Below are 16,606 nucleotides of genomic sequence, written 5' to 3'. Positions count from 1 at the left end.
TCCTAGCAGTGATACACAACTGCACTATGGCGCATTGTGACGCCGGTTGGAGCAGGAGCTATCCACCACATCGGGTTTAAGACCTATCGTTAGGTTGACCTTATGACCGGGCCGGGTTCTGTTCCAACTGCGACAACGCCGACCGGCGCGCTCACCGGACCTGTCACGGCAACGGCAGTATGCTGCCCGGACACCGCGACATTTTTTAGAATACATGGCGCGCGAACACGCTATTTCGGCTTTGATACAACAACAACCTTGCCTGCGAATATCTCGACGGATGCCTATTGGAATTCATCGCCAGGCAACGTGCAGATCGATACATCAAGCGAACCAAGGGATGGATCGAAATGGGTCTCTGTCGGATTTGGCCGGCAAGCAACGGTCGAGATTGGTTTCGGCGGGACTTACACAGTCGACTGCCTGGCCAATTGCAGCTACGAAGTCGATCCCCCCGCACTTGCAGATGTCGTCAGCACCAAGCCTAACGCAAGTGGTGTTGCCTTTACGATTGAGGGCAAGCAGGTCGGCGAGGGCTTTTTGAAGGTAATGTGCGACGGCAAAATGCGGGGATACTACCGGATCTGGTGTGCGCAGCCTGCGACGATCACTGTTGACGTTGCCACCATCGTGTCACCGGAATCCACCGCGGCCAGCTATGTGGCGGCAGATTCACAGAGCTATATCAATGACGTGTACCGGCAAAACATGCTGACCTTTCGAGTCAGGGATGCCGACACAGTAACGGTTGGGTCGGAGCACGCATTTTACCGAAGCAACACGTCGATCTTGAACGCTTTAGACACGGCGGCGCAAACGGCCTCATCCAACCTTACATTCCGCTACAGGCTCTATTATTATCTCGATCCGCATTTCGCAGACAAAACACTGGGGATAGTCTCGAAGGGCATCGGCAGCCCCGGCCCCGGATGGGCCTTTTTCGATTCACATACACAGGGCAGCTACAACACACTCGCGCATGAATTGGGACATCTGCTGGGGCTTGAGCACCCCAAGCACAATTCGACCGCCGATCAGTTTCCCGATTGGCAACTGGACCGGTTGGAAGAGGGTGACAACATTCTGCCAAACTGGCTTTGGGATGATGTGCGCAATGTCCTGATGGATGATCCATGGAACCTGATGGGCTACAAGGGCAGCCTGTCCGCGCGCGCCAACCGTCGCAAGCAAGTGCGCTACCTTCAATGGGTGAAGTGCAAAAGGAGCTAACCATGATTGAAGCCTATCTAGACCTGATGCAGCAATCCTGTGCGCCCGAAGTCGTGCAGCAGACGCAGGCAGCTGATTTGTCAGGTGCTGACTTCGGGGAGTCGGCCTATGACGTCTACAGCGTATTGTGGCAGCAAAATGCCTTTGCCTGCATGTCCGCATATACAGGTTACCTGGCCTACAGCATCCGCGCGGGCACACCGCCCGATGTGAGACAAGTTTTTCTGGAAACAGCCAGTTCCCTGCCGCAATCCTACCGACCGCCGCTCACCGATGCGATCAACCGGGCTTACGCAATCATCCCGTTCGATCCGGCTTTGCATACGCAGTATTTCACGACGGCCGCCCTCTTTGATATCGAAATTGCCCCTATGCTCGATGCCCGCATGATCGAGACGCCGATTACGGACCAAACCGATGCAGCGTTCAGTCATGCGCGATATCTGATCATTCGGGGTGACCGGAGGGGATACGAAAAGTTCGCAACGACACTTGAAAGTTTGTTTCCAGATCTGGACAGGTTCCTCAACGTCTTTTCGGGCCTGCTGGACATCGCGATCGTGCTGCATCGGGAACAGCGCAGTCCGTCCGAAGTCTGGGCCGTTGCCGAACGGTACAAAGAGGATGAACGCGCTGGTTTGGGTGTGAATGGCCCCGGCAGCGGGCCTAACGCTGCCGAGCTTTATCACGTAAACACGCAAGTCCTTGGGAAGTAATTTCACGAAACCCTGGCACAAGCGATGGAAAACCCGATGCATTTGCGTGGCATGGCGAACCTCAAAAGCAAAGATCTCGCTGACACGCCAGGTTAATGCAACAGTCCCGTTCTGAGTGGGTTGCACAAAGAGAGTTTGATTTTAGATTTTCTGTTATTTTAATGTAAATCAGACGGCTGTGTTTCTGTTTTGATGACAATCGGGTTTTATTGTTTATCGCATTTTTGGTTAAGGGCACTTGACGTTTTTCAACCATATCGGCAATTGCTTGTTGAGATAAATCTAAAGGTTGATCTCGTAATAGTTTAGTTTTGTTCACTTTGAGTTCTTTTTGAACATTGTTAAAATTTACAATTTTAGACCATCCTTTTTACTTTAGAATGGATTTGAGCGTCATGCGTTTTCTGCACTTTTTCCTGATATCTTTTTTTCTCTCTACATCCTTTGCGTCCGCTGATAATTTGACGAGTTTGGGTCTTCGTGATGACGGTGTGACGTATTGGCGTTTGCAGAATGATGGGGGTGCGGCGCAGGATGTGACGCTTCGGAAATATGGCGGCGGGTTTGAGGCGGTGTTTACGGTTGCGCCGGGGCGTTTGGTTGTGGCGGGCGCGGGCGCGGGGACGTATATTGCGGAGTTTAGTGTCAGTGGAGAGAGCCGGACGAAGGCGTCTGGATCTCAGGCGTTTGATGCGTGTTATCATCTGGGTCAGTGCGGGACAGTCAGCGCATGTTCTGCGCAGACGGTTACGTTGCCTGTGTCAGTAGGGCAGGGGGCACTGCTAGATGCGACGGGCGCGATTTTAACGGATCAGACAGGTTTGCGTCCGCAGTGGCGGTGGGAGGGCCGGCCTGATACGAGTGTGGCCGATCTGAGCGATGTGGATGTGTTGCGGCCGGAGTTCACGCCGGATGTGCCAGGAACCTATGTTGCGGTTCTGGATTTGCTGGCGGATGGATCTTCTGATCCTGCGTTCAGCGTGACGGTTGAGGCGGGTACAGACAATCTGCGGCCTGTTGCGCGCCTGCAGGGGCGGGGTCTTCCCAATACGGGCGATCTGACGCTGGATGGCTCTGACAGTTTTGATGTGAATGGCGATGCGATCAGCTATGTCTGGTCGGTTGAGGCAGCCCCGGATGGCAGCGCACTGTCGCTGGCGGGGGTTGCGGGTCCGCTGGTGGATGTGGCGCTGGATTCCGAGGGTGATTACAGCTTTGGTCTGACGGTGCAGGATGCGGGGGGTCTGACGTCTGGTGTGGCGTGTTATGACGTGACGTTCACACCAGGCGGTAACACCGATATCTGGTTGTCGTCCTATGATCAGACGCTGCCCAATGACGGGTCGGACCGAGTGACATTTGCGCTTGGGGATGTATCGAGTGGGCCTGCGCTGGATATTCTGATCCCGAGTTTTGATGTGAATGGCGGGAATGAAAACACGTTTGATACGCTGACATTTACCTTTAATGGTCGGGATTATAGTCTGTCGTCGACGCGGGATTTTCTGGATTTTGTCAGCTTTATTGAGTTTGACGGAGATCGTCTGACCGATGCGCTGATTTCGCCAAATACGGATGTGCGCGATTTTACGCTTGATTTTGGTGTGGGTCGCGGGTCGATCACCTTGCAGAACATTGTAGGCAACAACCTGTCACGGCGTCAGCTGAAAGAGCGCAGCATTGATTTTTACGAAGGTGCGTTCACGCGGCAGGCCGAGCCTTTGGCCGATGCGCGGTTTGATCAGTTGATTTTGCCGGTTGGCGCGGCGGGCACGCTGGACCCCCATGGCAGCACGGATATTGATGGTGATCCGCTGCACGCGCAGATCGGTTTGACTGTGGCACCTGTGGGCAGCGCGACAATGATCATACCTGCGGGCGAAGGTCTGGGCACACTAAGCCCGGATGTGGCGGGCGACTATCTGGCGCGGGTTGCGGTCAGCGATGGTCTGCGGACGCGGTTTGACACGGTGCTGGTGACGACGCAGGCGGACGCGCCTGTGCGCCCTATGGCCCGGATTGCGGCGGGCGCTGCGAACGCTGCAGCCCTGGGGACCCCAGTGGCGCTGGATGGCAGCCAGAGTTATGACTTCAACGGCGATCTTCTAAGCTATGAGTGGACGCTGATCCATGCGCCCCAGGCCAGCCTGGCGGCGATCACCGACCCTGGTTTGCCCTTTGCCGGTCTGACGCCGGATGTGGCGGGCGATTATGTGGTGCAGCTGGTGGTGCGCGATGGGGCAGGGGCCTCCACCCCCGCCACGGCGCTGATCCGGGTGCCCGAGGGTCTGCCGGTGGCGGTGGCCGGGCCTGATCTGGCCGCACCCGCGTTTGGCTTTGTGACGCTGGATGGCGGTCTGTCGTCTGTGGGGGCCGATGCACGCTATGACTGGGCGCTGACCGGTCTGGTGGGCGATGTCGACCGGGCGGTGACGCTGACGGGCGATGCGACATCCGCGATCTGGACGCTTGAGGTTCTGCAACCGGGCGATCCGCAGACGGCTGCCCCCTATGCCGGTGTGGCGCAGCTGATTGCGGCGGATGGCAATGGGGTGGCGCGGCCGGAGGCTGTCTTTATCGGATCGGGCAATCTGCGCCCTGTGGTTCAGGGGGCCGGCCGGATTGAGGCCGAGGCCGGTGTGCCCGTTGATTTGAATGCCGCGGATTATGCCAGTGATATCAATGGCGATGCGTTAAGCCACAGCTGGTCGCTGCTCTATCGGCCCCAGGGCAGTGCGGCGCAGGTTGATCCTGCCAATGGCGCGCCGGTTGTGACCGGTGACAGTCTGTCGTTCACGGCGGACCGGGCGGGGATTTACCTGATCCAGCTGACGGCCGAGGATGGCAGCCTGCGGGCGACCCCGGCGGTGATCCTGCTTGAGGTGACAAACAGCGCCCCGGTGGCGGTGGCCACGGGTCCGGATCAGGTCTTTGTGGGCCAGGTGGCCACGCTGGATGGCACCGGATCCTTTGACCCTGACGGCAATGCGCTGAGCTACAGCTGGACGATTGTCAGTGCGCCTGCGGGCAGCACAGCCACGATCCCCGATCCCTTTGGCCCCACGGCCAGCTTCACGCCCGATCTGCGCGGGGCCTATAGCTTTGGCCTGGTGGTGTCGGATTTTGAGCTGAGCTCGGATCAGGCCGTTGTCAGCCTGAGCGTGCCGAACCGGGCCCCAGTGGTGTTGATCAGCGGCCCCGATACGCTGGAGGCTGGCGTTGAGACGCTGATCGATGCGACCGGGTCGACGGACCCCGATGGGGATGTCCTGAGTTTTGTCTTTGAGGTTACCTCTGCCCCCACAGGCGCTGATTTTGCCTTTGCCGAGGTGGCCCCGGGCCAATACGGCTTTGTCAGCCAGGACGCGGGCGATTACACGATCGAGGTCACAGTCAGCGATGGCATCGACACGGTGACCGAGGTGCTGGCGCTGAGCGTGGTGCCGGGCAACACGGCGCCGGTTCTGGGCCCTGTGCGGGATCTTTACACGGTGGAACTGGGGCTGGAGTTCGTGCTGGACCTGACGGCCAGCGATGCCGATGGCGATGTGCTGACGTTCTATGCCACGCCGCTGCCGCTGCCCACGGGTGTCAGCTTTGACGCCAATACCGGCGCGATCCGCTTCCGCCCCGAGACGGGGCAGGAGGGGCAGTATCAGTTCACGGTGGGTGTGTCGGACGGGGTTCTGACCGATGAGGCGGTGCTGACCATCGATGTGGTGCCCGGCACGGCCAGCGACACGGCGGTCTTTGGCCGCGTGCTGGATGCGGTGGATTTTGCCAATGGGGTGGAAACGCCGCTGGCGGGGATGCCGGTGCGTCTGGCCGACAGCGCGCTGATGGATATGACCGATGCCGAGGGCCGGTTCCGTTTTGGCAGCCTGGCCGAGGGGCGCGACCGCGTCTTTATCGAACCGAGTGCCGATGGCGGCCCCGGTGGCTATATCGGGGTGAACCGGGCCATCCGGATCACCGCCAATCAGGAACGGGACCTGGCGCCTGACTTCCTGCTGACGCCGCTGAATGATGGCTGTGCGACCGTGGTCGCGGGGCAGGATACGGTGCTGAACGGGGTGCAGTCCGGTGTGACGGTGACCATCGCCGCGGATACCGTGCAGGACAGCGCCGGGGCGGCCTATACAGGCGAAGTCTGTCTGGGGTCCCTGCCAGAGTTGTTCCAGCCCGCCAGCATGCCCGATACGGTACAGGCCTGCCGCATCTATGCGCTGGACGCACCAGGGGCAGTCTTTACCCAAGGCATTCAGATCACAGCGCCCAATGTCGATGCGCTGCCCGAAGGCGCACGGCTGTCGCTGTGGCAGGTGGGCACGAACACCGGGCGGTTCCGTCCGTCGGCGCGTGGGTCTGTCGATGCGGGCGCCACGACGGTCAGTGCGACGCTGACCGGGGCAGGGGGCCTGTTTACCTTCCTGCCGCAAGCGCCTGTCAGCCGGCCCTCGGATGATCAGCCCACGGGCAACCGCAGCCTGACGGTGTTTGAGGGCGACATGTCGCAGACCTATGCGCTGCCCGGCTACCGGTCGTTCAACCGCGACCAGCAGGTGGCGCTGAGCTATCATTCCACCGCCGCCGATCCCACGGTGATCGTGGCCGGTGACGTGACGATTGCGGCCGATGCGTCACTGCCTGTGACCCTGGATACAAATCTGGATATCGGCGGTCTGGCGATCAGTGATCTGGTGCAATGGACCCCGCGCGAAGGCGCCGATGGCAGCACGCCTGCGCTGGTCGGCGAAGAGCTGACCCTGCGCCAGTCAACGCCGGTGGATGCCACCGGCCTGCCCTCGGGCCGTTATCCCTATACTTTTACCACGCGGGCGAACTATGCCTGTTCATCCGTTGGCGCCAGCCATCAGGGTGAATTGTACGTACAAAACGAAACCGACAGCCCCTACGGCAAAGGCTGGTCCATCGACGGGCTGCAAGAACTGGTCCAAAACCCCGACGGATCCGTCGCCATCATCGACAACGACACCATCGCAACATTCGATCCAAAACCAACCCTGACAGAGTTCGAAGACGAACCGCTGGTGTTTCCAGCACTGGGGCCAATGAACTCTGTTGTAGCTGATTTTAATTCAGATGGTCAGCCAGACATTGCATTTTCAGAAAGTGGCACGGGTAGTATTGGGATTATTTCCAATTTTGGAAACCGTGATCTGCGATTGGATGAACCAGTCGTTGTTGCTGACCCAAATGATGTATCAGAGGACCCTAACGATTCTATCTTCCCGAATTTGACTGCGATTGCATCTGGTCAACTGACTGATGATAATGGACCAGACATTGCCTATACATTGCAGTTCGAAAACGGATATGGCTTCGTCGAAAACCAAGGACTGGGACTGTTTTCGGAAAATTTCAAATATCTGACAGAGGCTGAAGGCATATTTAGTCATCAACCTTTGGCTTTGGATATTGTCGATGTTGATGAAGATGGGAATGAAGATATTATCTATGCCGCATTGTGGCAGTTCTTCTTTTTCCGTGATGCCTACATTCGAATTGATTATGGAGGTGATAATCAGCTTGGTGCCGATAACATTCAGACAGTTGCCAATGACATAGGCCTTCAGGTTGCAGCAGATGATATCGACGGTGATGGCCGGATTGATGTTGCTTTCAGAACAAGAGAAGGCGTCAGCTTTCTGTTCAACGAAGGCAATCGTAACTTCACACCTGTTCTATCACAATTGGGTGGGCGAAATCACCGCACTATTGGTAAGTTGTTCAATCTGATAGATCTCAATCAGGATGGATATTTGGATGCCATTATTTCTACACCCAATGAAATCAGAATATTTTTAAATGACTCCGGCCGCAGTTTTGTTGAATCTGCGGTGACTCTTCCCAAGCCGCCGCCAAGTGATGAGCAGCTTAATGATCCAACACCAGATGAAGATGGGGATGGTCTACCCGACTATTTGTCGAATGCTTTTGTCATGGATGATGCAAACGGAGACGGTATTCTGGACATCATCATGACTGTCGGCAGTGGCGTCGCTGTCTATGCAGGTGATGGCAATGGCGGCTTTGCTCCCTTTGAAACCGGTTTTGTAGATTACCCATTCGGAGCGCCAGTCTTTGCTGACATAAATGGCGATGGCAGCCTTGATGCGATTTCTGTTCAACGGTTTTCAGTCACTGTCCATTTCTCCAAACCCTCAGACACCGGCGAATTCCGATCAGGTGCGGGGGAGTTTTCGACCCTGACCAAACTCCCTGACGGCACCTGGCAGAGACGCTACAAAGATGGCAACATCATCGAATTTGACGCCAACGGCCTGCAAACCGCCGAGGTCGACCCCCAAGGCAATCGCCGTGAGTTCGCCTACGGCCCCGACGGGCGGTTGGACACCATCACCGACCAGGTCGGCGGTGTCACCCAATTCACCTACGACCCCATCGGCCGCCTCACTTCAGTCACATATCCCGACGGCCGCGAAACCCTGTTCACCTACGACGACGCAGAAGGAACGCTGACTGAAGTCACAGAGCCTGATGGTGAGAACATACGGTATCGGTACGACTCAGATGGTCGTCTGGTCGCCGTTACAGATCAGCGTGGGAACACCACCGAGCATCAGTATTCATCCATCGGTAAGTATGAAGGGACGCTTTATCCGAATGGATCGTCGATCAAAACCGAGGCGGCCTCGTCCATTGGTATTGCAGATCTGAATAACACGCCGCAACCGCTTCAGTACGTGCAGCCCGACAAACGCGTCACGTTCCACACAGACGATAAGGGTGGTGTCAGTGGCGTGAAGGTCAATGAATTTGGCGCCGTGATCGAAACCATTGATCCACTGGGCCGATACACGATCATAACGCGGAATGAGGATAATCTGGCGATTGAGGTTATTCGCCCGACCGAGAATGACGCCGAACAGCAGGCCATGCTGGATACCCGGGGTCTGTTTGGCGGGATAGCCTATGCGCAGGCCACAACACCTGATGATATTGCAGCTCTGCCGACCCGTGTCGATGAGATGGAGTATGACGCACTTGGTAATATAACCGTCATGCGCATGGCGGTCGGTACGGTGCTTGAGCGTGAACAGCGCTATGAATACGAACCCGATTTCAATCAGATATCCCGTGTGACTGACTTCGACGGATTTGTGATGACCTATGAATACGACGAATTCGGCGAGCTTATTCGAGTTGTCGATGCCGAAGGTTTTGACGAGACCTATACCTACAATGTCTTTGGTCTGATGGAGACCGCGACGGATAAGCGTGGGAATGTCACGCAATATTTCTACAATGATCGGTTCAATGTGGAGGCGGTTGTTCTACCAGATGGCACGGTTAACCGCAGTGTCTATGATGACTTTGGAAATATTATCCAACAGATTCAAGCTGAAGCGACGCCATTGCAGCGTAGTTTGATCCGTGAATTCGACGACATGGATCAGATTATTTCTGAGGAAGTGGTAGATGCGGTCGGTATCTCGATCGATGGCAAGATGTTCTACGAATATGACGGCATCGGTAATCTGGTTGCGGTGATCGACGAAACTGGCCTGCGCACGGAATATGTTTTCGATGACATGAACCAACTGGTGTCCGAGATCATTCCCGGTTTTGGAACAACAACATTCGAATACAACTTTGCCGGTGAAATGACGGCTGAGACGGATGCCGAGGGGTATACTGTAACTTACGAATACGATATTGTCGGGCGCACAACAAAGGTGACCGATCGTGTCGGTAACATTTCGTCCTTTGTTTATGATGTGTCAGACAATCTGATCCAGGTCATTGATGGTCGGAACAACGTTACGAACTTCGATTATGACATACTTGAACGTCGTATTGGCCGCACCAACCCGATTGGGCAGACCATTCAAACTGTATTCGACAAGCGCGATAACCTGATCCAGATCACGCGTGAGAATGGCTCGATTGAAACCGCGACATACGATGGCCTGTCCAGACGTCTGAGTGTGACGACACCTGATAATGTTATGCGGTATGCCTATGATGCGCAGGGCAATCTGATCACAGTGTCAGATGATGACAGCGAAATGTCGATGACCTATGACAATCGCAATCGCCTGGCTTCGGTCGCGACAAATGGGACTGTGGGGCTGCAACCCGAAACGTTGCTGAATTATACCTACGACAATCTCAGTCAGCGCCAGACGGTCACCGATAACTTTGGTGGTGTCTGGAGCTATAACTTCGACGAAAAGAGCCGGGTTGAAAGTATCGTGGCACCCTGGGGTGATACGCATTCTATGGATTATGACCCCGCTGGACGTCGTCTTGAACTGGCTAACACAACAGGGCGCCAGACGTTCAGCGGGTATGATTTTGACCGGCTGACCAGTCTTGAACACCTGATGAACAGCACGCCTGTCGCGCGGTCGGGGTACGCCTATGCTGCCGATGGTGCCCTGCGTATTGAGCGTGATCTGGAAAACCCGAATGCCAGTGAAACACTGACATATGACGCTGCAAATCGCCTGCTGATGGTGTCAGAAGGTGTGCCGACAGAAGACGGCGGAACGCCACTGCCCGCCGAGGATTATGCCTATGACGAAACGGGCAACCGCACATCCAGCCACATCAGCGGGACATACACCGTCGATGCCCACAACCGTTTGCTGGAGGACGCCGAATATATCTATGCCTATGATGAAAAGGGCAACAGAACCGGACGGACACGCAAATCGGATGGCCGGGTCGAGACCTATATATACAACTCGATGAACCAGCTGATCGCGGTTAGTGCAACCGACGGTCTGGACGTCAGCTATGCTTACGACGCGTTCGGACGCCGGATCGCCAAGACCATTGACGGTGTGACGACGGCTTATGTCTATGACATCGGCAGTCTTTATGACATCACTGGCCATGACCGCTTGTTGGACTTCACAGACGGTGTCCTGACCAAACGCTGGCTGCACGGCCAGAATGTCGATGAACCCATCGCCTATGAGGAATATACAGGCGATATCACTGCGGGGGCAGGGACGGCCTATAACCTGCACGCGGATCGTCAGGGATCGGTCATTGCTGTGACCGACCAGGCGACGGGCGGCTTGGTGGCGCGCTATAAATACGATGCCTTCGGTCAGCGTGAACAGACGGTCTCTGGCGTCACGCAGGATATCGGTTTCACAGGGCGGGAATATGATGCCGAGACAGGCCTCTACTACTTCCGCGCGCGGCACTACGACCCCTATGTGGGCCGGTTCCTGCAGTCCGACCCCCTTGGCTTCGCCGCCGGAGACACGAACCTATACGCCTACGTCTGGAACGACCCCGCCAACTGGACCGATCCGTCGGGGCTGAAGGGCCAGCGCAAGGGCCGCACTGCGGGCGGGTCAATGGCCGCTGAATGGGCTGGGCTGACCGCGAATGTCGTCCGCATGGGCCGGAGTGCGTTCCGTCCGATTGGAAAAGCGACGCGATGCTTAGCAAACAAGGTTGCGACTGCTATTAGTGGGATAGCTCGAAATATGGCTTTGGGTCGTGATGTTTCACGTGCCAGGTTTGCTAGTGGGCCAAACTGCCGAACACGCGTTGTTGCGCCGAGAGATCGCTGTTCATGTCGAAATAGGGGTGGAGGTGCAGCCGGTGCCCTGATTGGTGCCGCCTTAGGCGCAGCTAGTGAAGGATCATCTTTTGTGCGTGGGACCGAGGTTTTGACACCTTCTGGTCTGGTGGCGATTGAGACCCTGCGCGAGGGCGATCTGGTTGTGGCGCGGGATGAGGAGACGGGGCAGAGCCTCGTGTCGCCGGTGACTGCTGTCATGAAACGTCAGGCGACGGATGTGCTGTGGCTGACGCTTGAGGATGGTTCTGGTCAGGTCTCACGCCTTGGCGTCACGGCTGAGCACCCCCTGTTTGCGGTGGGCGCAGGCTGGCTGCCCGCGGGCGATGTCACCCCCGGAGACCAAATCCGCGACAAGGATCTGCAGGTGTTGACAGTACTGGCAGCCGAGTCTGATGCATCACCACAGATCGTGCATAATCTGGAAATCGAAGGCCCGCATACATATTTTTCCGGTGAGCTGGAGGCTTGGGGGCATAATGCGGGTAAATCAAATTTACCTGCGGTTCCGAGGTCTTCTCGCGATCCTAAAAGATGTGCGCGTGGATCGCTGCTTAATACAGTTTTGAGTCGTGATCCAAACTGCGTATATTGTGGCGCGCCAAGCCAAGTTGCCGATCATTTTCTTTCGCACTCGCACGGTGGTTTAACAGATGAGTTCAATCTGCGAGGGTGCTGTCGGGCTTGTAATCTTAACAAGAGCAATATGACGCCAATGGAATGGTGGAAACATTTTAACGGACTAAGATAATGTGCTGGATTAAAAAGATTGACGTGAATACTCCCGTGCTTGTATGTCATCATGTCATTTCAGGTGAAGCCATATTACAATGCGTCTATCACGCAAATGATGGCACTCTCAGTTTTATGTGTGACTCAGATCATGATATGTTAGCCGGCTTAGACATAACTTGGTCTCATATCAGTCATCTGATCGAGCACTTCCCTCATCTTTCTAAGCTAGGAACAGTTAAACCAGGATATATGGGATATTTTTTCCCCGCCCATGATGCTTGGGCAATCGAAAAAATCGAATGTGAATAATGATCGTTTCGATATAAGCGAAAGTTACAAGGACAATGCTGTTTTTGTAATTCACGTCAAGGCACGGAAATAAAGTTGGCTACAAAACCGGCGGTGGTGGAAAGCTACAACCTTACGACATGGATACAGGTCGATATATTAGTAGATGTGATGTACCGGCTGATCTAAAAAATAATCCCTTCTCGCATTTTGGCATTGGCTTCGGATTTGGATATAATGATGCACGTTTGCGCGAGGGCGATCTGGTTGTGGCGCGGGATGAGGAGACGGGGCAGAGCCTTGTGTCGCCGGTAACTGCTGTCATGAAACGTCAGGCGACGGATATGCTGTGGCTGACGCTTGAGGATGGTTCTGGTCAGGTCTCACGCCTTGGCGTCACGGCTGAGCACCCCCTGTTTGCGGTGGGCGAGGGTTGGCTGCCGGCGGGTGAGGTCACCCCCGGAGACCAAATCCGCGACAAGAATCTGCAGGTCCTGACCGTACTGGCAGCGGAAGCTGATCAAACTCCACGGATCGTTCATAATCTAGAGATCGATGGTCCTCAAACTTATTTTGCTGGAGAACTAGAGGTTTGGGGGCACAATGCTCGAAACAAAATGATTGATCACATTATTTGGTGGCGCGCGCGCGGACGCTGCGAGTGCTGTGGACGAGCAGTTCCACCACCAGGCACGCCTGGAATACCACATGGCGACAAATTTTCATTCGAACACAACCCTGCTCAGTCGACCGGGAGATCTTCTGATAATGCAACATCGGGGAATAAGTGTTATTGTGTGCGTTGTAACTCGCGCCATGGAAACAGAGATGCCGGAAAGCCGCCATCAAACAGAGAGCCGTTCTAAATGTCAGACAACCGAACAGTGCTTAGCTGTAAACACGTCGCTGCTGGAAAAGAGGCGATAAAAATAGAAAACGATGATGGCTACCTTAGTACATGCTGTGGTTGTGGTGTTATTTCATCGGCAGAATTAAATATGAACAAACTGACTGTAATCGAACTACGCCATGTCTTGGATGGTAATTTGGCTAGAACACATTTAGCGAACCTTGGAGCGAATGCTCAGGCAAGATTTGTGGATAACGAATACTGGGAATTCAATCCTGTCGACAATAAAAAGGCAAAGTTTATACCTGCCGGTGCAAAATGGATGCTTGGGCTTGCCGATTTCGAAGATCAATTCTTTGACGTTGATTTTTATACCTTGCAGAAAGACAACGGTGAGATTGGAAAAATGTACTCACAGTCGGGATATGAGATGATCGCGTTTTGGTCTGATTTGGAAGCAATTGAGCAGTTGGAAAACACCTCTCCGGTCGCTGTTACAAAAATCAAACTAACCCTATCTGTCTTAAACTGTATAGATAAAAAGTTTGGATGTTTCTTGGTGAATCCTGATGCGAATGACTACCAAAGAATTGTGACACGATCTCAGTTGGAGCGGAAGCTTATCTAGAACGACCAATATTGTCCGTCGTCAGAGTTTTTGGGCCAGATGGCGGCGTGATCTAAGAGAGGGTCTGGCACATCTGGTTGGTTTGATTATGCGGCGGATTTGCGGTGAAGCAAGCGTCGCGTTTCGATGGTCTTTCGTTTGATCCTTTCTCGTTGTTTCAGGATGGCCTGACCGCGTCCGAAGTAGACGTCGGCGGGTGTGAGGTTCTGCAGGCTTTCGTGATAGCGCCGAGGGTTGGCTGCCGGCGGGTGAGGTCACCCCCGGAGACCAAATCCGCGACAAGGATCTGCAGGTGTTGACAGTACTGGCGGCGGAAGTTGATCAAACTGCTCAGATCGTCCATAACCTCGAAATCGAAGGCCCGCATACGTATTTTGCAGGCGAGTTAGAGGCGTGGGGGCATAATGGAAGCCGTCCCCCGGCGAGTTGGTGGAGATCACTGCTGAACGACCCAAAACAGCCGTGCTTCCTTCGTGGCTGGTTAAGACAACAAGCAAATCGTGGTATTACACCATCGAAATGGAGGTTGCCACCCGGTTATGATCAGGGGCATCATCCAACTAATAGGAGTTCTCATGATGATACATCACGTCCAGAATTGACATGTGACAATCGTCGTAGGCCGGGTATCACAGGCAATGACACAAGGTGGCGTTAATGACATTTCGGAATATGTCTGATCGAAAAATGAAACTATCCATGACTGACACCGAACGAAGAAAACAAAGAGGCAAGATCAGTCAAACCGAGGTAGTTTCATTGGAAGATAAATCATCTGATGACCGGTTTGTATATCTTCTCGACGAATTCTGCGGTCAAGAAGAAGCTTGGACACTTCTAGCTCCTGATAATCAGCCTGCAGGTTGGTATGATGGTGCTCAATGCTGCGATATTATTCCCATCTGGCCTAATGAAGAGTTTTCTAAGAATTTCCTTGATCATAAAGCTAAGAAAGGATGGCGATGTGTACCTATTCCGCTTGATGATTGGCTAGATGATGTTTTGCCTGCCCTACAACAGGCTAAATACCGAATTTCTACTTTTCCAGTATTAGGACAATCTTCTTTTACCATGTTACCAAGTGAATTAGCTGATGAATTAGAAAACCATTGGAAGTTATTTGCTAAGTCTCTAATTACGTAGAGTTCTATATTGGTCAAATTGCAGTACTAGATGCTTTCGTAGAAATATACCAGTAATCCCTCCGCAAATTGAGACCCTGCGCGAGGGTGATCTGGTCGTGGCGCGGGATGAGGAGACGGGGCAGAGCCTCGTGTCGCCGGTGACTGCTGTCATGAGTAACCGCCCGATTGGCACCGCCTGCCTGATTTTGGCGTGATGCGTTAAGACACGTGGATAGCGACGTCGTTAGTGACGTGTCTTATGCGGAGGATGTCATGCGGGGTGAGGTTTTGGGTGTTGAGCGTCGGCGGCGCTGGAATGATGATGACAAGCTGGTGATCGTTTCATCGGTCGGAATTGACGGGGCGACGGTCACGCATGTTGCGCATAGGCACGATGTGATGGTCCAGATAACCCGCCTAGTGATGATCCAGATGCAACTCCAGATACAGGCAACGCCACACTGCTTCCGCTGCTTGCGTTCCTGTCGGCCGCAGTGGTGAATGTGCTCATGCCATCGGGCGGCGGACAATGGGCGATTCAGGGTCCGATTATTATGCCTGCGGCACAGGCTCTGGGCGCGGACGAAGCACGTGTCATCATGGCGGTTGCATGGGGTGATGCATGGACGAACATGATTCAACCATTCTGGGCACTTCCAGCCCTTGCCGTGGCAGGTTTGTCGGCCCGGGACATCATGGGGTTCTGCGTGATAGTGTTGCTTGTCAGTGGATTGGTCCTGATCCCGGGTCTGATGCTTCTGCCGTAATCCTCAACAGCTCCAAGTTCTAAAGGTGTCTTCGAACTTCTGAAAGCTCTCGACGCTTCGATTGGGAATGAATGTCGACGGGAACGTAAGCCGTCGGGATTTACGAGATAAACGAGGTCCTCCGCTTCGCCGGTTCTTGCATTTTCCAGCGACGATGCAGTTCACATTTGGCATTTGACAATGAGACTGAACGGCAGTATCGGCGAAAAGTGCCGCATCGCAGCAAGTTGCTACTGCATATTCCAAGGCTTTCTGCGCGAGCAAACGCTGCATTTGCACAAGGCGGCTTTGTCCCGCATCTTTCCAATTCGCAGCCGTCGCAACGAAGGTCTGCAATCGTCAGTTTGGCAAGGCTCGTCTACCGTTCGGATGGCCGGACTGATGTGGCGGGTGGCAAGATATTTTGCGACCGCAGATCGGGTCATTCCTCGGGGAGGCCCGCCCGCCACCAGTTTCCCCGATGGCCATCAAGGAAACCGACCACCCTCATCTTCTCAGAGAAGAGAATGAGGGCAATACTCTACGCATAATCCTCGTGGGAGGCCGTTAGGCCGGGGGCAGACAGCCCCCAGCCCAAAGCAGATCTGACGATCTGGCACCATGGGCTTATTTCGTTGAAAAACTCCTGCTTGATTGATGACCTAACGGCTGATTCAATTCCCTTATTGGTTGGGGGCAT

Annotated in this window: 7 protein-coding genes and 1 pseudogene; 7 read left to right on the top strand and 1 reads right to left on the bottom strand. The window is 54.6% G+C overall.

Annotated elements, in window-relative coordinates; all coding sequences use genetic code 11:
• The first annotated feature begins 102 nt into the window (after positions 1–102).
• The 5 genes from HRQ87_RS19500 (at position 103) to HRQ87_RS19480 (ending at position 14,036) form a co-directional block, all read left to right on the top strand.
• Complete coding sequence (locus HRQ87_RS19500; protein WP_174140121.1) at positions 103–1,230, top strand: zinc-dependent metalloprotease family protein; 1,128 nt, start codon at positions 103–105, stop codon at positions 1,228–1,230.
• Between the two features lie 2 nt (positions 1,231–1,232).
• On the top strand, positions 1,233–1,946 hold the full coding sequence (locus tag HRQ87_RS19495) for a hypothetical protein (RefSeq protein WP_174140120.1): 714 nt from the start codon (positions 1,233–1,235) through the stop codon (positions 1,944–1,946).
• 395 nt (positions 1,947–2,341) lie between these two features.
• Positions 2,342–12,286, top strand: coding sequence for a PKD domain-containing protein (locus tag HRQ87_RS19490; protein WP_174140119.1), 9,945 nt, complete (start codon positions 2,342–2,344; stop codon positions 12,284–12,286).
• Positions 12,287–12,698: 412 nt separating this feature from the next.
• A complete protein-coding gene (locus tag HRQ87_RS19485; protein WP_174140118.1) occupies positions 12,699–13,424 on the top strand; it encodes a polymorphic toxin-type HINT domain-containing protein in 726 nt (241 codons plus the stop codon).
• Positions 13,425–14,036, top strand: coding sequence for a hypothetical protein (locus HRQ87_RS19480; RefSeq protein ID WP_174140117.1), 612 nt, complete (start codon positions 13,425–13,427; stop codon positions 14,034–14,036). It begins immediately after the preceding gene.
• Positions 14,037–14,122: 86 nt separating this feature from the next.
• On the opposite strand, the pseudogene HRQ87_RS20080 reads toward HRQ87_RS19480, so the two are convergent.
• Positions 14,123–14,272, bottom strand: a pseudogene (locus HRQ87_RS20080) (IS3 family transposase); the annotation flags it as partial.
• A gap of 463 nt (positions 14,273–14,735) precedes the next feature.
• Between HRQ87_RS20080 and HRQ87_RS19475 the strand changes: the two are divergent.
• Together HRQ87_RS19475 and HRQ87_RS19470 are read left to right on the top strand one after the other, a co-directional pair.
• A complete protein-coding gene (locus HRQ87_RS19475; protein ID WP_174140116.1) occupies positions 14,736–15,179 on the top strand; it encodes a DUF2750 domain-containing protein in 444 nt (147 codons plus the stop codon).
• Between the two features lie 442 nt (positions 15,180–15,621).
• The gene (locus HRQ87_RS19470) at positions 15,622–15,927 is read left to right on the top strand and encodes a TIGR00366 family protein (RefSeq protein ID WP_174140122.1); all 306 of its coding nucleotides are present in this window, start codon (positions 15,622–15,624) and stop codon (positions 15,925–15,927) included.
• Positions 15,928–16,606: the final 679 nt, after the last annotated feature.

It is taken from the genome of Parasulfitobacter algicola (genome assembly GCF_013315265.1).
Lineage (GTDB): Bacteria > Pseudomonadota > Alphaproteobacteria > Rhodobacterales > Rhodobacteraceae > Parasulfitobacter > Parasulfitobacter algicola.
Note: the sequence above shows the minus strand (reverse complement) of the source record. Positions and strands in the feature narration are given on the sequence as shown.